Source organism: Arenimonas sp. (genome assembly GCF_044353605.1).
Lineage (GTDB): Bacteria > Pseudomonadota > Gammaproteobacteria > Xanthomonadales > Xanthomonadaceae > Arenimonas.
The window spans coordinates 1-20,189 of record NZ_JBILBO010000009.1 but is presented as its reverse complement, the minus strand read 5'-3'; the positions used below and the strand labels follow the sequence as shown (position 1 = coordinate 20,189).

Genomic DNA, 20,189 nt, shown 5'->3' with positions numbered 1-20,189 from the left:
GACGGACTTCTTATGTCAAAATCTGAACAAGCGCTACGCCTGTTGCTGGTCGAGGAGCAACTCGAGCAGGCGGAGTTCCTGATCAGTCACATCCGAAACGGCGGCATTGCCGTGCGCCCGGAACGTGCAGACGATGGCGATCGATTCGAACAGCTGCTGGACTCAAGCCGCATCGACCTGGTGATGGCCGACGCGGCGAGCACCGTCCTGCCCCTGCCGTCCGTGACCGATATCATCCAACGCCGTGGCAAGGATATTCCGGTAATCGCCATTCTGGATCACCTGGATGATGCATTGGTTCTTAAAGCCCTGTCCGATGGCGCAACCGATGCGGTCATCCGGGGTGAGCCGAAACAGATCCAACATGTCATCCGCCATCAGTTCCACGCCCTTCTGAACCGCCGCCTGGTCCGTCATTTCGAAGCCGATCTGCGCGAATCCGAACGGCGCTGCAACAACCTGATCGAATCCTCACGCGATCCCATTGCCTACATCCATGATGGCATGCACATCCACGCCAACGAATCCTATCTGCAGATGTTCGGTTATGCCAATTTCGATGAGCTTGAAGGCATGCCGATTCTCGACCTCATTGATGAGAGCCAGCAAAAGAATTTCAAAGCCATCCTGAAGGATTTCGCCAAAACCAAACAATCTCCGCCCTCAATTCGCGTGATCCTGCATCCCGAAAAAGCACCGCCATCCGAGGTCGAGCTTGAGCTCTCGCCGGCCAGCTACGATGGCGAATCCTGTCTGCAGTTGGTCGCCCGTCCGCAAATGACCGACAGCAAGCTCAGCGAACAGCTGAAAGAGCTCAAGGACCGTGATCCGAACACCATGCTGTTCAACCGCAAGTACTTCATGGGTCAGCTTGAGGCCATGGTCGCCAAGGTTTCCGCATCCGGCACCGGCAATCAGGCCATTCTGCTGGTGGAGGCCAATCAGTTCGAGATGCGCATCCGGAATCTGGACATGACGGTAGCCGATCAGGTGCTGGTGGAATTCTCCGCCCGCCTATCGACATTGACCATGAACAGCGGCATCTGCTGCCTTTATCGTGGCCAGACCCTGGCCGTGATCTGTTACGACAGCCGCTACGACCAGACTTTGGGGCTGTGCGAGAAAATCCATGCCGCTTTCGACAATCTTCTGGTGGAAGTGGGTGAAAACGCCATTACCTTCAGCGTCAGCGTGGCCGGCGTCCAGATTACCGAACAGAATGCCAGTGTTCCGGAAATCCTGAATCGCGCCAACCATCTATTGCAATCCATGGACGGCTTGGGCGGTAACCGCTTCGAGGTCTTCGACCCCGGTGCCGGCGAACGGGCCGATGTCGAGCTCGACAAAGCCTGGAAAGACCGCCTTGAAAAAGCACTGGCGGACGGCGAATTCCTCCTGAATTACCAGCCGATCATCAACCTCAGCCAGGAAGAGTTGATTGACAGCTATGAATTGCTGATCCGCTTGCAATCGGCCGATGGCGAAGCCATCCTGCCCGACCACTTCCTGCCGATCGCACAGCGTCACGGCCTGAGTGATGACATCGACCGCTGGGTGGTCAGCCAGGCCATCAGCCTTCTGGCCGAAAAGCAATCGCGTAACATCGACACCCAGATTTTCGTCAAGATTTCACCGGAATCGCTGCAGGACAATACCCTCATCGATCTGATTGCGAAGTCCCTGATGGCCAATGCCGTTGAAGGATGGCGCCTGATTCTGGAACTGCCCGAATCGCAGATGATTACCCGTCTCAAGCAGGCGCAGAGCTTCAAATCGGCGATCAGCGCACTCGGTGTCCGCATCTGCCTGACCCAGTTCGGCACCAGCGTGGATTCGGTCAAAATGTTGAGTCATTTCGATGCCGACCTGATCAAGATCGACCGCAGCTTCATCGAGGACCTCGATAAAAATCCCGAGCATCAGGCCAAAATCCGGGAATTCGTGCAGAATGCGCGCAATCTCGACAAAGCCACTGTGGCCGAATTCGTTTCCGATGCCAACACCGTCAGTCTGCTGTTCAGCGCCGGCGTGGACTGGATCCAGGGCAACTTCCTGTCACCGCCACTATCCCAGACGAATTTCGATTTCAGTACCTGAAAAAAAAACCGCCTTCCGGCGGTTTTTTCTGCAAACGGCATGCCTCTCAGCGCGTTACGGCAGAGCCGCTGTTGCGCAGGGCGTCGATACGGACTTCCAGCGGCGGATGGGTCATCATCAGGGCACCGATGCCCGACTTCAATCCACCGGAGATGCCGAAAGCGGCGATCTGGGTCGGCAGACTGCTCTGGCCGTGGTTCTGGGCCAGGCGTTGCAGGGCGGCAATCATCTTTTCCTTGCCGGCCAGACTGGCGCCACCGGCATCGGCACGGAATTCACGTTGACGGCTGAACCAGGCGGTGATGAAAGAAGCGAACAGACCGAACACCATATCGAGCACGAACACCACCATGTAATAGCCGAACCCAACTCCGTCTCGGTTGCCGAATACGACCGAATCGACCACACGGCCGACGATGCGCGACAGCACGATGACGAAGGTGTTCATCACGCCCTGCAACAGGGCCATGGTGACCATATCGCCGTTGGCGACGTGGCTGACTTCGTGCCCGAGCACGGCTTCGGCTTCATCGCGGCTCATCGAGCGCAGCAGACCGGTGGAAACCGCCACCAGCGAATTGTTGCGGCTCGGACCGGTGGCGAAGGCGTTGATTTCAGGGGCGTCGTAGATGCCGACTTCCGGCATCTTGATGCCGGCTTTTTCGGATTGGCGACGCACGGTGGATACCAGCCACTGTTCGAGCTCGTTTTGCGGATTCTCGATCAAGTGCATGCCGGTCATGCGTTTGGCCATCCACTTGGAAATCATCAGCGAGAACAGCGAACCACCAAAACCGAAGATGACAGCAAACACCAGCAGTGTGCCGTTGTTGCCAAGATTGATGCCAAAGCTCTGCAGAACGCTCAGGACGATGCTGAGCAGGGCCAGTACGGCCATATTGGTAGCGAGGAACAAGGCAATGCGTTTGAACATGGAAAACCCCTTTCAGCTTGGACAGTGTTGCGTGATAATGAATTGTAGCCAGTTTTCCGGATTTCAAGTGAATTTTCCGTGACCCCTCCCCCTCTCATCCGCGGCCGATTCGCGCCATCCCCGACCGGGCCGCTGCATCTGGGCTCGCTGACGGCGGCATTGGCCAGTTACCTGATGGCGAAAAGTCAGCACGGGCAATGGCTTATCCGTATTGAGGACATCGATCCACCGCGTGAAATCGCCGGCATGGCGGAAAAACAATTGCAGACCCTGGCCGGTTTCGGATTGCATTCGGATGAACCGGTGCTGTATCAGTCCTCGCGCAGCCGTGTCTACTTGGCCGCACTTGCAAAACTGCTTATGGAAAACAAGGCCTTTTACTGCAGCTGTTCACGCAACCAGCTTGCCGGGCAAGACGGTATCCACCGTCAATGTGTTGCGACAGCAGACCCGGAGCGTGCCGCCATCCGTCTCCGCGTCGATGATCGCAGCATGGAATTTACCGACGGCGTCTATGGCCGGCAGCACCAGAAGCTTGCCGATGTCATCGGCGACTTCGTGCTGAAACGTGCCGATGGCTATTTCGCCTACCAGCTGGCGGTAGTGGTGGATGATGCCGACCAGGGCATCAGCCAGGTGGTGCGCGGAGCCGATCTGCTGTCCTCCACACCTCGGCAGATTTTCCTGCAGCAACAGCTTGGCGTGCCGACACCTTCCTATTGCCACATCGGTCTGGTGCGGGATTCAGACGGCCGGAAATTGAGCAAATCGCAATGGGCCGCGGATCTCGATGACGAGGATCGCTTCACGGCCTTCAGCACGGCCTATCGGCACTTGGGGCAGGATGACCGGGTACTGCAACGGAATTGGAAGGCTGCGGCGAACCTTGAACGGGCTTTGCAGCATTTTGATGCCTCCCTGCTGCCGGTGCTTACAATTCCCGAACCAGCCGGAAGCCCAGACGCGGATTAGTGCGATCGCCAGCCATGCGCATGCGGAAGGAGCCCCGTGACTGATCGATGGAGCTCAACCAGGCACTGCCCCGGATGACACGATCACTGCAACCTGCATTGACCCATGCCTCGCCATTGGCCGGTGCACGACGGTAATTTTCATGCCAGCAATCGGCGACCCACTCGGAGACGTTACCCAGCATGTCGAAGGTGCCCCAGCCCTCGCTGGAATAGCGGCGGACCGGCGCAAGTGCCCAGTAGCCATCGCTATAACCCTGAATGGCGTTGCGCCAGTTTCGGCCATTCGGAAAAAGATCGCCGCTTCCGGTCAGGTTGCCTTTCCCGAGCTGTTTGGGTTTATCTCCCCAGGGAAACAGGGTTTCGGTCCCGGCCCGAAGGACGTATTCCCACTCCGCTTCACTGGGTAATCGGTAATGGTGGCCGGAGCGCCGGCTCAACCAAGCAGCGTAAGCCTCGGCATCGGCAAACGCCACATGCACCACCGGATAATCCCCCCGTGCCGGCTTTCCGATGTGGTCGAGACGCCAATTGACGCCCTGAGCACGAATGAGCCGACCGCTGGCAAGATCAAAAATTTCACTGCTGCCGGCCTTGTCGGCCTGGGTTTTGTAGCCGATGCTGCCGATGAATTCGGCAAAGTCATCCACCGTGATTTCTGTGCGGGTCAAGGCAAAAGTGCGCTGGAATACCACGGGGTGCGCGGGTTTTTCGGTAGCAGGCGCTTTCCGGTCTTTTCCGACAGCACCCAACATGAAACGCCCGGACGGAATGACAATCAACTCCGGGCCATACTGACCCCGGGCAAGCCGATCCGCAAAAATCTGACCCGGTTGCTTGCCCTCGGCGCCGTATTTTGCGGCAATCGGGGCCGTCGCAACGGGATTCTTTTCGCCACAGGCCGTCAATGCCAAAACGATTCCCAGCGGAATCAGGCACTTCATCGATGCGGGCAGGCGTGGACTCATGAAATGTCTGTGCAATCAGGGCAATGGCAAGTTAAGCTACCTTATCCCAAGAAGCAAGAAACCGCTATGATCTGGCTGGACAATCCGTCCGATTTAACCCGCTTTTTACAAACCCATGCCAATGCCCGCCTGATCGGCATGGACACCGAGTTCATCCGGGAACGCACCTATTATCCGCAACTGGCCCTGGTTCAAATCGTCATCGGCGACGATATCGCCTTGATCGATGCTAGCAAACCCAAGGTCGCCGCACTGCTCAAACCTTTGCTGGAAAATCCGGACGTCCTGAAAATCATGCACTCCTGCAGCGAAGACCTGCAGGCATTCAAAGCCGGCTGTAACGCGGTACCGATGCCGGTATTCGACACCCAGACTGCCGCCTCCCTCTGCGGACTGGGCGCCAGTCTGAGTTATCTGAAGCTGGTCGAACAGCTGTGCGGCGTGACGCTGGAAAAAGGGGAGACCCGCTCTGATTGGCTGCAACGGCCATTGACGGAGTCCCAGCAACATTATGCCGCCGATGACGTCCGTTATATCCTGCCCATGCACGCCCAGCTGGCCGAACGCCTGCAGCAGTTGCAACGCCGGGAGTGGCTGGATGCCGATTGTGCACGGGCAGTCGCAGCGGCAGCCGATGAGCAGCCGGAAACCAATCCGCATCTGGCGATCCGCAGCAACCAGCCACTGGATGCCGAGGCGCAATTGCGCCTGCGCCGCATTCTTCAATGGCGGGATGCCCGTGCCATCGAGCGTAACAAACCGAAACGCTGGATCATCGATAATGACGCCGCTTTTGCGTTGGCACGCACTGAATTGGCTTCAGTCGATGACATCGATGCGATCTTCGCGCGTTACCCCAAATCACCGAAAAGCGCACGCCAGCATCTGTTTGCCCTGCTCCAGAAACCCTTCGATGACGAGGAGCGCAGCGCGCCGCTGGCACGCGAACCCGATGCCGCCTCCAAGGCACGACTGAAAGCCCTGCAACAGGCGGTTTTGGCAAAGGCGCAGGAATTGGCCGTTCCTGAAGGTCTGCTGTGCTCGCGCAAGCATCTGGAATTCCTGCTGGAAACCGGAGAATGGCCGCCAGCACTGCAGGGCTGGCGCCAGACACTCTTGGCCGAATCGTTTAAACCCATCCTGGCTTCGGCTTGAAGCCCGGACCATGTTGGATTAGCATAGTCTTACGGGTCTGTAGCTCAGCTGGGAGAGCGCGTCGTTCGCAATGACGAGGTCAGGAGTTCGATCCTCCTCAGATCCACCAAACCCTAAAGCCGCCAACAGGCGGTTTTTCGTTTTCAGAACCCCGGCGTTTCGATCAAGGGATCCAAATTCGGACCCAAGGCGATGCGGTCATCGAATACGAAACAGCGGCCTTGATAATGCTTGCCGCCCATTTTTTCGAAATAACCGAGAATGCCGCCTTCCAGTTGGTAACAGTCCGGAAAGCCATCGGCCTGCATGCGCAATACCGATTTCTCGCAACGGATGCCACCGGTACAGAAACTGACCACGGTTTTTCCGGCCAAGGCCTCTTTTCGGGATTCGACAGCTTCCGGCAACTCGGTGAATTTGGTAATCGGAAACGTCAGCGCACCCTCGAAAGACCCGTAAATGACCTCTTCGGCATTGCGGGTATCGAGTAACACCACTTCACGCCCGGCATCATCGCAGCCCCTGTCCAGCCATTGCGCCAAGGTTTCCGGGCTCACACTGGGCGCACGTCCATTTTCGGGAAGCAATCGATTATCACGGTAAGTAATGATTTCGCGTTTGCGCTTGACCCGAAGCCGCTTGAACGGAACAAAACTGCTTCGGCTGAACTTCACCGCGATGCCGTCGAAACGGGGGTCGGACTGCAGCTCGGTCAGGAATCCGTGAATGCCCGGGCCGGTGCCGGCCAGAAAAATATTGATGCCTTCCGGCGAAACCAGCACGGTACCCTTGAGCTCATGGCGCTCGCACGACTCCTTGACCCGCACGGCCACGGCATCGACATCAGCGATGGCCACGAACCGGTAAGACGCGATATTGAGGATGTCTTGCATGCCCCTATTTTAACGCAGCACGGGGGTGCAGGAGCCACGCAAGCGCATAGGCGTGATTTAATAGTCAGACCCCCTTCATGCACCGGCTTCCTGATGGCGTCAATTGCAATCCTCTGCCACGAGCTCGACCAAGCCATCTGGCCGCGGCGCGATGGCAACGGCTACAACTGCCCCTATCTGATCGGGCAGATGGTTTTCAATCTGATCCAGCGCGGTCATGATGTCGAAATCGTCCATGGCCTGAAAGCTAAAAACCCCGACCCCGATCTGGCCATCCTGCATGTGGACCTGACCCGCGTGCCGGAGGATTACCTGGCTTACGCTGCGGGCTTTCGGAACTGCCTGAACCGGAAGATTGCCGATATCTCCAAAACAGTAATCAGCGGCGCCCTGCTCGCCGGGCGACCCGACTGGAACGGACCGGTCATCGTCAAGTCGAACCTGAATTGCCATGCCGGCGGTGAAAGCGCCAAGAACGCCCGCCGCAAAGGCAGTGCGCCGGAAGTCCGGGCCTTTCCGGAATATGCGGTGTTCAACAGCATCCAAGATGTGCCGGAGGAGCTGACCAGTGATGCCTCACTGGTCATCGACTGCTTCATGCCAGAGCGCGAAGGTGATATGTATGCCATCAGGCACTGGGTCTTCTGCGGCGACCAGGGTCACTGCAACCGTTTCATCAGTCCGAAAATGATCATTAAAGGTGCCAATGTCGTGCGCAAAGACCCCTGTGCCGTTCCCGAACAACTGCATGAAATCCGGAAATCTTTGGGCTTCGATTACGGAAAATTCGACTTCGTGATGCATGGCGATGATGTGTACTTGCTGGACGCGAATAAAACTCCGGGCAGCCCTCCCTTGCTTACCGCTGGCGACAAAGCCGGGGTTAGCCGGCTCGTCGATGGTTTCGAAGCCATGATGCACCGCCCTCAAAAGGACTCCACGCATGGATAGCACCGACGTACCTGGTCAATGGCCTCTTGTCGCTCGGCAATGGCTGCAGCTTGGCTCACCGCTTCGTCCGGACCCGATGGATATTTCCATCGTAAAAGCCATGATTGAACGATGGCATAACAGCGCCGAGGCACGTTATCTGATTTTGGGTGTCACACCCGAATACCACGCCCTGGCGCATACTGCCGGTGGCACCATCCAAGCCATCGACCGCACGCCTGAAATGATCCGTTACGTCTGGCCGGGACAGCCGTCGCAGGCCGAGACCGGCGACTGGCGCCAGATGCCTTGGCAGGAGCCATGCTTTGATTTAGCACTGTGTGACGGCGGTTTGCAGCTGGTGGGCTATCCTGACGGAATCACTGCGGTTGCCGGCGAATTGCATCGGATGTTGTCTCCGGATGGGCTGTTCATCGTGCGTTTGTTCACCCCGCCGAAAGCCAGAGAAAAACCTGAGCATGTCCTGCAGGATTTAAACAATGGCCACATCCCCAATCTGAATGTGCTGAAATTGAGGCTCGGAATGGCCATGCAAACCGATGCTGAACACGGAACCGCTCTGCGTGATGTCTGGACGCGACTGCATGATGCCGCAGGTCCATGGCCGGAATTTGCCCGAAAACTATCCTGGCCGCTTGACCATCTTCTGGCTATTGAGGCCTATCGGGACTCACCGGCGCGAATGCACTATTTCACAGCGGATCAGGCCATCGATGCATTCGAGGGCTCAGGTTTCATACATCTGGAAAGTGCGAGCGCCGACTATATCCTCGGCGATCAATGCCCGACCCTATGCTTCAGACGCCTCTGAGCTACGGGGTCGCCAGGGCCAACGTAATCCATACCAAAGCCGTCCTTTCAATCCGACCTTGACGACATGGTTGAAGCGGCTGACCGGCAATTGCATCAGAATGCCGCATGCCAGCGCCGGCTTGCTGCCTGGCCCGCGCAGACGGAACTGCGTGGCCTGTGTCGCGCCATACACGATGCGCAGCCAAAGCCGTGGGCGCAGCAGAAGCGTGGACCAGAAGGCCGGCATGCATCCGATCAGGCCTGCCAGATCATCCATGTAGCGGTGATAATCCACCAGATTGCGGATGCGACGTCCACTGTGACCGAGTTGCTGCAGATAGCCACCCGCATCGGAATTGGCAACCTCTTGCATGATTTCGGGTTTCGGCAGGCTTGCCAGGCCAGTGGCAATCATGCCGAAATAGCGCGCCTGCAGCTCCATGATCGGGAACTGGCTGCCGAATCCGGGCCGGGCGAAACCGATCCAGACCAGCGTATCGGCATATGAAGGATGGAACATGTGTTTGTAAAGCGCACGCGGATCCTGCGCACGCAGCGGTTCCGGAAGAAACGGAAGACGGCTTTGATAACCGGTGCAAAGCACGATGGCATCGATATCCTTTACAACCTCACCGTCGGTAAAAGTGATACTACGACCACCGTCTTCAATGGCGGAGATTCCTGAAACGATGCGGCAACCGTGATGCGCTACCGCCTCCGGCAAGGAGAAATTCTTGGTGCCGTAGGTCCCCCACACGCCGTAAGGCGCAGAAACGCGGGCATTGAGTTGGGCTGCCGCATCGTTGACCGGGTCGGCGCAGGCCGCTTCATGCCGGGAGATTTGCCGGCTGACCTCGATGCCGAATTCCCTTGGCAGTCCGTAAAGGCCGCGATGCGTGGCGATATCTGCAGCCATGGCACCGCGTTTACGTGGCAGAATCCAACCGGCCGACGTGCGCAGACTGACCGTGCAGCTGCGGGCAACACGCGAAATTTCCAAAGCGATATCCGCACCCGACTCGCCACCGCCGACAACTAGTACATTTTTTCCAGTAAAGCTTTCGGCGTTCCGATAATCCTTCGAGTGCAGGACCGAAACACCGCTCAAGCCTTCCGCCCAATCCGGAATATTCGGAAACCGGTTACCGCCGACGGCAAGCGCCAGCCGGCGACAGCGGATGTCACTGCCATCGGCCAGCGTCAGGCGCCACCCGCCCTGAAACGGCTCGGCCGTCAGCACCTCGGCACCGAAGCGGATTTTAGGCAATACCCCGAAATGACGGGCATAGGCTTGCCAGTAATCCAATACTTCCTGTTTGCTCCAGAAATGATGCTGACGGCCGTCGCCGATCCAGAAATCGGAAAACATGCTGAACGTGCACGAGGACGTCAGGGTCAGACTGTCATAGCTGTCGGCGAAGACGCCACCGATGGCGTCGGACTTTTCAAGACAAAGCACATCCGCGACGCCCTGCTCAATCAGTTCCTTGGTACAGACCAAGCCACCGGGGCCGGCACCGATGACCACACATTCATGCATCGCGTTCAAAACCGATGCCTCACACGTTTGAACGGTACTCCGTCACTATCACCGTTCTCACCCGCATCCGCTTCAAACTCACGGGCGAAGCGGTGACCGGCATAGACCGCGTGCACAATCAGTCCCGGTGCCAAGGCATCGCCGATGCATTGAACCTGGCCTATACCGGCGGCCGCCCATTCGCCTTGGCGTGCGAGCAGTTCCTGATGGAGACTGTCATTGGGCAGGCGCATGCTGACCGTCACCAATGATGTGGCCGGAAGCGCCAGAACGTCGTCGGACCAGACGCAATCGAGCCGGACCTGTTGACCGTCGAACCCGCCCAAAGTCTTACCGGTATGCAGGTGCACGCCCAGCTTGCGCAGGCGCTTCTGGATATGCCGATAATCGAGGGTGTTGGCGGTCCAACCGGCAATGGTGTCTTCGGTGCTGACGAAGTGAACGTCGAGCCCCTTGGCTACCAACACTTCGGCCAACACGCTGGCTAAATAGAAATTGTCATCGTCATATAGCACTACCGGACCACTTTCCGGGATGCGGCCGGCCATCAGATCGTCCGGCGTGAACACTCCCGGCAGATCATGACCACTAAAAGCCTCGGTGAGGCTACGACCGATACCATTGCGCACCCAATGCGCGCCGGTGGCCAGCACCACCGCATCGACACCGATATCCAACACATCCTGGGCACTCAAGGCATTGCCGCGGAATACCGACACGTTCGGCATGGGATCGATGCGGCCAACTCGCCAATCGCGTACGCGCCGCCATTCGGCCAAGCCCGGTAACGCCGATTCTTTCAAGACGCGCCCGCCGAGCTGCTCGGTGGCCTCGGCCAGCATGACTTCGTAACCGCGTTGCCCGAGCGCACGGGTGGCTTCCAGACCTGCCGGTCCGGCACCGACGACGAGAATCCGTTTTTCCGATTTCTTGGCCGGCATCGTTTCCGGATGCCAGCCTTTGCGCCACTCTTCGCCCATGGTCGGATTCTGGGTGCAGCGGATCGGCGTGATGGTCATGTCGCCGGACACGCAGATGTTGCAGCCGATGCATTCGCGGATGGCGTCGATGGCGCCGGTCTCGATTTTGCGCGGCAGGAATGGATCGGCGATGGACGGCCGGGCCGCACCGATCATATCGAGTGCGCCTTCGCAGATAAGTCGCACCATGGTGTCGGGCGAAGTGAAGCGCCCAACGCCGACCACCGGCTTGTTGGTGATCTGCTTGACCCAGGAAGTGAATGGCTGCTGATAACCTTCGGCACCGAAACGCGAGGTCAGCGAATCGTTGTACCAGGAGGCGACATTGACATCCCAGATGTCCGGCAGATCGGCCAGATGATGCACGATTTCCTTGGCTTCGGCGGTGTGTACGCCCTCCTCGCCCAGAAATTCTTCGGTAGCGAAACGCAATGCCACGGCGCAGGTATCGCCGACCGCGTCCTTGGTGTCCTGCAACACTTCGCGCAACAGCCGGATGCGGTTCTCCAGCGTGCCGCCGTAATTATCCGTGCGCTGGTTGCGCCGGCGCTGCAGGAAATGCATGGCCAATGAAAGATCATGGGCGGCGTAGACGTAGATGATGTCGAATCCGGCGCGCTTGGCGCGCAACGCGGCATTTTTATGCCAACGCCGGTACTCGCGGATATCGTGCAGGGTCATCGCGCGGGCCTGCAACGGGTAGCCGTACTTCAGGGGCGTGTGCATCGGTGAAATCGGTACTTCACGGCTGTACAGATTGGAGGCGGTATAGCCGTTATGGGTGAGTTCCACCGCCGACAGCGCGCCATGGGCCTTGACCTTCTCGCACATCAAAGCCAGGGTCGGAATATCGCCGTCGTCCCACAGCCGCGCTTCCACGTAAGGCGTGACGTCGCCGCTCGGATGGATTTCGCATTCCTCGGTACTGACTACCGCCCAGCCCCCCTGGGCTTTGATTTCACGCATGGCGGCATGCGCTTCCGGCATCTGGTGGCCCATACCATTGCAGTGCGGGACTTGGTAAAAGCGGTTGCGGGCAGTCACCGGTCCGATTTTCACCGGCTCGAACAGGATGTCATAACGGGGATCACGGGTCATAATCAATCTTTACATACGAAAATGGGTGATGACATGCCAAACAGGCACAATCGCCAATAAAGGCAAACTCAGCAAGGCTTGCCGAACTTGGCTACGACTGAAATAATACACCGGCAATGCGCTTGCCAGAAGGAAAAAACCCCACAACACCGCGTCTTTTCCGGCACCGAACAAGGCCCACAACGCGTAAACACAGGCACAGGCCGCCACCATCAGAAAGCCGGTCATCGGGCGCTGCAGTGACAATTCGCCACGTTTGTAGAGCAGCAAGGCGCCGGCCGCCGAGAGCAGATACATGACCAGTATCGCCGAGGTGGAAATCAGCAATAAAAATGTGAAAATTTCCACCATGCCTTTTTCCGCGTTCAACACCACCACCACGCTGACCAATACACCGGTCAGCAATAAGGCCGGTACCGGGGTATCACGTTGCGAGCGACGTGCCAGCCATGCCGGAAAGGCACCGGCACGCGCCATCTGCCCGGGTAATTCACCCTGCAGCAAAATCCAGCCGTTGAGCGCACCCAGGGCGCTGATGGCGGCAAACGCGGCAATCCAATCGCCCCAATCGGCACCCCAATAGCGGGCAATCAAATCGGCCAAGGGCGCACTGGATACCGCCAACGCTTTAGCCGGAATCAGCACAATCACCACCGTGCAGATCAGGATATACACCAGCGCTGTAATCAAGGTGCCCCAGAAGGTGGCCAGCGGTATGATGCGCTCCGGATCGCGGATCTTCTCGCTGGCCACGGCTGCCGATTCCAGACCCAAAAACGCCCACAAGGTAAGTATGGCACTGGCATTGACGGCATCCCAACTGAATGCCACGGCAGGCGCACCGGCATTGGCATCAATCATGCGGCCTTGCCCAAGTAGAATCAGACCCAGCACGATCACCGCCAGCAGCGGCAGCAGTTTCAGTACCGTAGTAATCACCTGCACGCTTCCGGATTCGCGCGCGCCGAGCATGTTGATGATGGTGAACAGCCAGATGAAGCCAAGGGTTACGCCAATCGAGGCGCCGGGCGTGGCGCTGATCCACGGCACCACGTAGGAGAGGTAACTGACAGCAGCAATGGCCACAGCGGCATTGCCCACCCAAACCGCCACCCAATAGCCCCATGCCACCACGAAGCCGGTTCGGTTGCCGAACGCCATTTGCACATAGGCATATGCGGGCTTGCCCGGAAAGGCGCGTGCAAGGCCGGCAAACACCGTGGCGAGCAACAGGCTGCCGGCGGCGGTGAGCAACCAGCCATACAGACTGTTCAAGCCATACGGAGCCAGCGATGCCGGCAACAGGAACACACCCGAGCCGATCATGTTGCCCATCACCAAGGCCAGACACATCCAGAATCCCAGTTGCCGGCCGCGGTTCATTTCGCTGCTCCCTCAAAACGAATGCCGTCTTTCATCACCCAGACCGGCTTGGCGGTACAGCTGATGTCGGCAATGGGGTTGCAAGCCAGTGCGACCAGGTCGGCCTGTTTACCTGGCGTAATTGAACCCAGCGTTTTTTCACGGCGCAGCAAACGCGCCGATTGGATGGTGGCCGATTGCAGGGCCTGCATCGGTGTCATGCCGTAGCGGACCATATACGGAAATTGTCTGGCGTTGTCACCATGCGGATAGACCCCCGCATCGGTGCCGTAGGCGATATTGACCCCGACAGCAACGGCTTTGCGAAAACCATCGCGTTGCACTTGCGTGGTGTCCAGATTTTTCTGAAGGGACTCCGCGCTCCAGCCCTGCTTGCGGCCGACGGTGTCGATGTAATCCCCGTTGTAGATGTCCATCACAAGCCAGGTTCCATGCTGCTTGGCCAAGGTAATACCTTCGTCATCGATCAGCGAAGCATGCTCGACCGAACGCGCACCGCCCCGGATGGTGTTCTTGATGCCTTGGGCGCCGTGCGCATGGCCGGTCACGTCGTGGCCGCGGGCGAAAGCGGTTTCCACCACAGCGCGCACCTCCGCTTCACTGTATTCGGATTGATTGACGTCGGTGCCGTCAGTAAGCACAGCGCCGGTGACAATCATCTTGATCCAATCGGCACCCTTATCGAGCACATGCCCGGTCTTCAGGCGGACTTCGGCCTCGCCCTGCGCCACAGCTTCCCGCATACGCGGTGGAATGCGGTCGGCATCGACCAATCCCGAGACCTCCCCGCCGCCGCCCGGAACCGTGACATAGGCTCCAGCCGTGAACATCCGCGGCCCCGGAACCCAACCCTTGGCAATAGCATCACGAAGCGACACATCGACAAAACCGTTGTAACTGCCGACATCCCGCACCGTGGTAAAGCCGGCCCGCAGGGTTTTTCGGGCATTGGCGGCGCCGGCCAGCACGTCGTCTTCCGGCGTCGCCTTCAGATAAGCCTCGACATTGTAATTCTGGATGTCACCAGCCAGATGGGTGTGCATGTCCATGAATCCCGGCGCCACGGTATAGGCAGTCCAGTCCAGTTCTCGCCGGCCACCGGCGATTCCGCTGCGGTAAGGCTGCACCGAAACGATGCGGTCGCCATCAACCAGAACGGCCTGGTCTCGCAATACCTGTCCGGCATCGACATCAATCAGTGTGCCGGCACGGATGAGTATGGCTTCAGCCTGGACGGTCTGATACGGCAACAGCCACAGGAGCGACGCGAGGACTCGGGTATAGGACATCAAGGGGATTGCTCCGGGATGAGATAGCGGCGGTACCAGTCAATGTTGCGTTGCAGACGATCGACCCAGTAGGACGGAATGGTCAGACCGTGGTTCTGGCCGGGATAGATCACCAATTGTGTCGGCACTTCCAAGGAGCGCAGGGCTTGATACATCTGCATGGCGCCGTGGCAGGGCACGTTATAGTCCAGCTCCGCACATTGAAACAGGGTTGGTGTGCTGATGCGATCGGCCTGCAGAAACGGATAGCTGACCCGCTCGTAGGCCTCGCGATTTTTCCAAGGCGTGCCCAGTTCGAGTTCGTATTCGCGCGCATATTGGTCGTAGCCGTAAGCGGCCAGTGAATTGGACACCCCTGCCCCGCTCACCGCCGCCTTGAAGCGCGGATCCGAGGCGATGACGTAGTTGGTGAGAATGGATCCGTAACTCCAGCCGCCCAGGCCCAATCGCTGCGGATCGGCCCAGCCCTGCACCACCACATGATCCACGCCGGCCAGTACATCCTGCACATCCTTGTTGCCCCAATCGGCATAAATGGCGCGGGCGAAATCAAAGCCGCGACCGGAACTGCCGCGCGGATTGACCGCCACCACCAAAAAGCCGGCATTGGCATAGGCCTGCCAGTCCGGCATGAACTCGCGGCTGAACTGATACACCGGGCCGCCATGGATACGCACAATGGTCGGGTAACGCCGGCCTTTGACATAGCCGCGCGGTTTCATCACCAGCCCTTCGATTTCCGCGCCGTCCCTGCTTTTGAACCAAATGCTTTCGGGTTTGACGAGCGTATGTTCACGCAACCAATCATTATGGTGGGTCAGCGCCGTGGTCTGGCCTTTGCCGATCGGCCGCTGCAGTTCGAAAGGCATCATCGGTGTGCTGCAGTTGACCACCACCTCATCACGACGGTTCACCGCGAGCCCGTAATCGAAGCGGTCGCCGATGGTCAGCAATTCACCGTAACCGGATTCGGTATCCACCTTTGCCGCGTACATGGCTTGCGGGTATTCGACCAATGTCACCAGATGCCGGCTGTCCTGCAGCCAGACCGGCTTGATGCTGAACTGATCCTTCAGTGCCGGCTGCCACTCGCGGCCGGAGTCCAGATCGACCACGGCCAGCTGCCAGGGCGCGTAGTAAATCCACTTGCCCCCAAGGCTACGCACATACGCGATTTTGCGGCCGTCCGGACTCCAGGCCGGTCGGGTTTCCCAATACGGGTCCAAATCGGTCCCGGGATCCTTGGTAATCTGCTTTTCGATGCCGCCGGCACGGGCCTCGACGGTGTAGATATCCCAGTTCAGATGACGGTCCGGATCTTTACCGCGCTTGGTCACGAACGCGATGGTTTTGCCATCGGGGGAGAAGGACGGTAAGTAATGATCATACGGACCGCGGGTCAGCGCGATGCTTTCACCGTTGTTACCATCCACCAGATACAGGTGCTTGCGGCGGTCATCCAGATAGCCGGTGATGTCTTCTTTGAACTGGAAACGAGTGGTGACAATCGGCCGCGGATGGACCGGCGGTTTGCCACCTACACCGGGCGCAGCATCGGTGACGATGACCGCCAGCTGTCCGTCGATCGGCGACACCGCAAAATCATCAACACCTTGGGGGAAACGGGTGACGGCACCTACCTTGCCATCGCCTAAGGACATCTGCCAGACCTGCGTCACCCCATCGGGACCAGCATCACAGAGAAAATACAGCGATGCTCCATCCGGCGCATACACCGGCTGCCATTCATTGTGTGCAGTCCGGGTCAGGCGCTGCGGAGTGCCTCCACTCAAGGGCACCGTCCAAAGATCACTGGACTCTTCATCCCGCTCCGGATCGATTTCACCCACGCTGTAGGCCAGACTATTGCCATCGGGAGCGAACACCGGATCGGACACATTCTGGATACGCAGGTAATCGGCGGGAGTGAAACCGGCGGCCAGCGCAGTTGGCAGCAACAACATTCCGGCCAGCAACAGACCGACGGTCCGGAAACATGGGCGTTGCATGAGGTGGCAATCAACGGACATCTGCGGGACTCTCTCAGCTTGGGTCGGAGGGCATATACGGCCAACACTTGAAATCTATGCTAACAGACCGACGCCATGCTTGGCCGGCGCTATAATAGCCACATGTCCTCGTAGCTCAGCTGGATAGAGCGCACCCCTCCTAAGGGTGAGGCCACTGGTTCGACTCCAGTCGAGGACGCCAAAATCTGATTTCAGAATCACCAATTTCTGATAAAGGGCTAGTCCCTTTAGCCCAACACCGGTTAACCCAGCCGCTGCGGCAGCGCCGAACTGCGCGCATTGCGGGCGGCCATTGTTGCCTGCAACACCGATTCACTGCACCAGAGCGCCAGCGAGGTGCGCGCACGAGTAGCGGCGGTGTACAGCAACTGCCGCGACAACACGGCATTTTCGGCATCCGGCGGCAGCAACACCGCCACATGGCCGTATTCCGAGCCCTGGCTTTTATGGACGGTGATGGCAAAAGCGCCTTCATGGGGAGGAAGCGCATCGGGTGCAAACCCGCGCGGCCCTTGATCCTCATCAGTTGCGGTAGCACCTTCAAACCAGACCTGTAAATGGCCCGTGCTGTCGCGCAAGCAGATACCGATATCGCCATTGAACAGACCGCTGGCGGCATCGTTATGCGTAATCATCACCGCCCGACCGGGATACCAGACGCCGGCCGCGCTGTCTCCGGCACCCTGACGGAACAAGGTCTCGAGACGGGTGTTGACCTGTTCGGCACCGAACGGTCCTTCGCGCAAGGTGCACAATAATTGCCGGCCACGCACCGCATGCAGGACTGTTGGTAGATCTTGTGGATGCACCGGCGCATAGATGCCGGCGTCGCGCCACTCGGCCAATAACTGCTGATGCCACTGCTGGACGCAGGCGTTCAGCTGCGGCAATGTGATGCAGGTCTGACGCTGCACGCGTGAGCCGGCCGCGTCACATGCCTGTACGAACGCCTCCAAATTGCCATCACGCAAGGCGGCATTGACCGGCACCAGTGCCTGATCGGCGCGGAAGCTGTGTTGCAAGCGGACTACGTCGCCGGCGGCGGAAGCTTCCAGGGCGCGGACCAGATCAAGAAAGACCGAACCGGTTCCGACCGGCGGGAGTTGCTCGGCATCACCGACAAATACCAGAACCGCTGATGGCGCCAGCGCATCCAACAAAACACGAAGCAATGGCAAATCCAGCATCGAGGCTTCATCAATCAGGACCACATCCGCCCCGATTGGATTGCCGGCATGATGCACGAAACCGCGTTGCTGGCCGCGGCTACCCAAGAGACGATGCACGGTCATGGCCTCAGCCTGCAGTGCCGGTGGCAGCCATTGTGGCCACGGGGAGCTCCTGAAATCGGCACGGTCCTGCAAGGCCTTGGCGCTATCGCGCAGGGCATCGCCCAGACGACGGGCCGCCTTACCGGTCGGTGCCGCCAGGCGGATGACCGGCAAGCTTGCGTGCTGCGCATGATGTTCGCGGATCAATGCCAACAACATCCGCAGGACCGTGGTGGTCTTTCCGGTACCGGGTCCACCGGTCAAGACAAAAAGACGGCGACCGAGCACCTGCATGACCGCTTGCGTTTGCGGGCGCACGGCTTCGGTATCGGCGGCCTCGAACAGGGCCTGCAGATCATTCGCTTCACAGGGCATGCGCGGCACTTCGACATGGCTTCGGCGTGCGCGCAGATCGGCCGCGACGGCGATTTCATGCATCGCATTTCGGCGCAGATAGAAGTGATTGAACTGCAGCACAAAGGGCGTGTCGGCCGCTTCATCACCGGCGAGCACCGTCACCATCGGTTCGGCCGCCAGTGCAGAGAGCTCTTCGACGCTCAAGGCGCGCAGGCCATGCCGCGAGGGGCTCTCCGGCTCGAGCAGCAAGGCGCTGTCGCCCTGGGCTTCGGCGTAACTGGCCCAGCCGGCGACTTCGGCCAATAGGCGTGAACCGCCATGGGAAAGCACCCATCGGGCCACCGCGGCATCCAGCGCACGCCAGGCCTCGGCACGGGGCGAATTCGGCAGGCTGCGGAAATTGAAATGGGTAGTGGTCGTCATACGCCCTGCCCCAACGTCACGCCGGATAGAACGCGCTGAATATCGGTCATCAATGCATCACTGAAGCGGTGTTGCCAGATGCCGGCGGTAGCGTCCAGTCCGACGGCACGGATGAATATGTAGTAACACGCGCCGAGATGCCGCGCCCGCGCATAATCGGCAATGCGCTGGGCGAGATAACGATCGACGGCTACGGCATACAAGAGCGCCTGGAATCGGTAGTGATGCGCGTCCATCGCTTGGTGCAGGGCTTGCGGGTCGTAATCGGACAGGCAGGGGCCGAGCCGGTTGCTCTTGTAATCGAGAATATGGAAGCGGCCGTCATGACGGAAAACCAAATCAATTTTTCCGTTCATTAGACCGGCTAAGCGTCGAGAGGGAATTGGCACCAGATTCGGTTCCCCATGGGCCATGCAGACCTCGCGCAGCTTGCCGATATCGGCATTGTCCAACACATAGTTGAACTCCATTTCGGCGCGCAGCTCGGAGGCCGGCAAAGCACCCAGCTGCGGGCCATCAGCGCCCAAGGGCGTATCGAGCACCGTCTGCAGGCGATCGGCCAGAAGGTGCATGATACGCTCCGGATTATCCTCGCGGGAATGCACATTGTTTTCGGCAAGACAGCGGGCAATCAACGCTTTTTGATCTTGCAGGTGCTGCAAGGGTTCGCGATGTTCGAAAATGGCATGCACGGCATTACCAAAATCGGTGCCGGCGACCGACATCAACGCTGCTAACTCCGGATGCGGCGGTTCGGGTATTGTCGGCGCCGTATCGGCGGCATAAGGCGCCTCCTCGTTAATCTCCATACGCTCATCGGATGCCGCCGCGTCCTCGATCAGCACAGACGCCCCGGTTTTGGTCAAGGTGCTGAAGCTGTGTTTGGAAGGCAGTGGTCCCAATGGTGAATCCGGAAGTGGGCGGGCACTACGCGACGCTGTGCCGATGCCGTCGTCAGGCATTGCCGCTAAGGCTTCCCGCGGTTGCCAATCATCATGCCAAGCGATATTGGCGGTGGCATTGATTACATCGCGCCAATCCGCGCGCTCCTGCAGAC

At 58.9% G+C, this 20,189-nt stretch carries 15 protein-coding genes and 2 tRNA genes; 7 read left to right on the top strand and 10 right to left on the bottom strand.

Going from position 1 to position 20,189, the window contains the following annotated elements; translation table 11 throughout:
* The first annotated feature begins 12 nt into the window (after window positions 1–12).
* Window positions 13–2,097 (top strand): EAL domain-containing protein, encoded by a 2,085-nt coding sequence (locus ACIQ1A_RS06845; protein ID WP_395770314.1) that lies wholly within the window; start codon window positions 13–15, stop codon window positions 2,095–2,097.
* Between the two features lie 46 nt (window positions 2,098–2,143).
* Here ACIQ1A_RS06845 and htpX read toward each other — a convergent pair whose 3' ends face one another.
* Window positions 2,144–3,031 (bottom strand): protease HtpX, encoded by an 888-nt coding sequence (gene htpX, locus ACIQ1A_RS06840; RefSeq protein ID WP_395770313.1) that lies wholly within the window; start codon window positions 3,029–3,031, stop codon window positions 2,144–2,146.
* A 78-nt stretch (window positions 3,032–3,109) separates the two neighbouring features.
* Here htpX and gluQRS point away from each other — a divergent pair, with 78 nt between their 5' ends.
* Window positions 3,110–4,003, top strand: a complete 894-nt coding sequence (gluQRS, locus tag ACIQ1A_RS06835; protein ID WP_395770312.1) for a tRNA glutamyl-Q(34) synthetase GluQRS — start codon at window positions 3,110–3,112, stop codon at window positions 4,001–4,003.
* Here the strand turns inward: gluQRS and ACIQ1A_RS06830 are convergent.
* Window positions 3,963–4,970 carry a formylglycine-generating enzyme family protein gene (locus ACIQ1A_RS06830; RefSeq protein ID WP_395770311.1) on the bottom strand — a complete coding sequence of 336 codons (1,008 nt, stop codon included), beginning with the start codon at window positions 4,968–4,970 and terminating at the stop codon, window positions 3,963–3,965. The two genes, gluQRS and ACIQ1A_RS06830, sit on opposite strands and share 41 nt — an antisense overlap.
* 66 nt (window positions 4,971–5,036) lie before the next feature.
* Between ACIQ1A_RS06830 and rnd the strand changes: the two genes are divergently transcribed.
* Together rnd and ACIQ1A_RS06820 are read left to right on the top strand one after the other, a co-directional pair.
* Window positions 5,037–6,125 carry a ribonuclease D gene (gene rnd / locus ACIQ1A_RS06825; protein ID WP_395770310.1) on the top strand — a complete coding sequence of 363 codons (1,089 nt, stop codon included), beginning with the start codon at window positions 5,037–5,039 and terminating at the stop codon, window positions 6,123–6,125.
* 33 nt (window positions 6,126–6,158) lie between these two features.
* Window positions 6,159–6,234 (top strand) — tRNA-Ala (locus ACIQ1A_RS06820).
* A 34-nt stretch (window positions 6,235–6,268) separates the two neighbouring features.
* Here ACIQ1A_RS06820 and ACIQ1A_RS06815 read toward each other — a convergent pair.
* Window positions 6,269–7,018 carry a sulfurtransferase gene (locus ACIQ1A_RS06815; protein WP_395770309.1) on the bottom strand — a complete coding sequence of 250 codons (750 nt, stop codon included), beginning with the start codon at window positions 7,016–7,018 and terminating at the stop codon, window positions 6,269–6,271.
* Window positions 7,019–7,111: 93 nt separating this feature from the next.
* Between ACIQ1A_RS06815 and ACIQ1A_RS06810 the strand changes: the two genes are divergently transcribed.
* Entirely contained in the window at window positions 7,112–7,969 is an 858-nt protein-coding gene (locus ACIQ1A_RS06810; RefSeq protein ID WP_395770308.1) for a hypothetical protein, read from the top strand.
* Window positions 7,962–8,780, top strand: coding sequence for a class I SAM-dependent methyltransferase (locus ACIQ1A_RS06805; RefSeq protein ID WP_395770307.1), 819 nt, complete (start codon window positions 7,962–7,964; stop codon window positions 8,778–8,780). Before ACIQ1A_RS06810 ends, ACIQ1A_RS06805 begins: the two co-directional genes overlap by 8 nt.
* Here ACIQ1A_RS06805 and ACIQ1A_RS06800 read toward each other — a convergent pair.
* Genes ACIQ1A_RS06800 through ACIQ1A_RS06780 form a run of 5 tightly spaced genes read right to left on the bottom strand, consistent with a single transcriptional unit; the run spans window position 8,760 to window position 17,060 of the window.
* Window positions 8,760–10,301, bottom strand: coding sequence for a flavin-containing monooxygenase (locus tag ACIQ1A_RS06800; protein ID WP_395770361.1), 1,542 nt, complete (start codon window positions 10,299–10,301; stop codon window positions 8,760–8,762). The genes ACIQ1A_RS06805 and ACIQ1A_RS06800 overlap by 21 nt on opposite strands.
* Before the next feature lie 5 nt (window positions 10,302–10,306).
* On the bottom strand, window positions 10,307–12,379 hold the full coding sequence (locus tag ACIQ1A_RS06795) for an FAD-dependent oxidoreductase (RefSeq protein ID WP_395770306.1): 2,073 nt from the start codon (window positions 12,377–12,379) through the stop codon (window positions 10,307–10,309).
* Between the two features lie 9 nt (window positions 12,380–12,388).
* On the bottom strand, window positions 12,389–13,762 hold the full coding sequence (locus ACIQ1A_RS06790; protein ID WP_395770305.1) for an amino acid permease: 1,374 nt from the start codon (window positions 13,760–13,762) through the stop codon (window positions 12,389–12,391).
* Window positions 13,759–15,051: an amidohydrolase family protein gene (locus ACIQ1A_RS06785; RefSeq protein ID WP_395770304.1), complete on the bottom strand. Its 1,293-nt coding sequence runs from the start codon at window positions 15,049–15,051 to the stop codon at window positions 13,759–13,761. The genes ACIQ1A_RS06790 and ACIQ1A_RS06785 overlap by 4 nt, the downstream gene beginning before the upstream one ends.
* Complete coding sequence (locus ACIQ1A_RS06780; protein WP_395770303.1) at window positions 15,051–17,060, bottom strand: S9 family peptidase; 2,010 nt, start codon at window positions 17,058–17,060, stop codon at window positions 15,051–15,053. The genes ACIQ1A_RS06785 and ACIQ1A_RS06780 overlap by 1 nt, the downstream gene beginning before the upstream one ends.
* Window positions 17,061–17,185: 125 nt before the next feature.
* Here ACIQ1A_RS06780 and ACIQ1A_RS06775 point away from each other — a divergent pair.
* Window positions 17,186–17,262, top strand: a tRNA-Arg gene (locus ACIQ1A_RS06775).
* Between the two features lie 61 nt (window positions 17,263–17,323).
* Here the strand turns inward: ACIQ1A_RS06775 and recD are convergent.
* Both recD and ACIQ1A_RS06765 read right to left on the bottom strand, forming a co-directional pair.
* Window positions 17,324–19,132 (bottom strand): exodeoxyribonuclease V subunit alpha, encoded by a 1,809-nt coding sequence (recD, locus tag ACIQ1A_RS06770; protein WP_395770302.1) that lies wholly within the window; start codon window positions 19,130–19,132, stop codon window positions 17,324–17,326.
* Window positions 19,129–20,189 (bottom strand): PD-(D/E)XK nuclease family protein (locus ACIQ1A_RS06765; RefSeq protein ID WP_395770301.1); only part of this gene is annotated, 1,061 nt, incomplete at its 5' end. The genes recD and ACIQ1A_RS06765, both read right to left, overlap by 4 nt.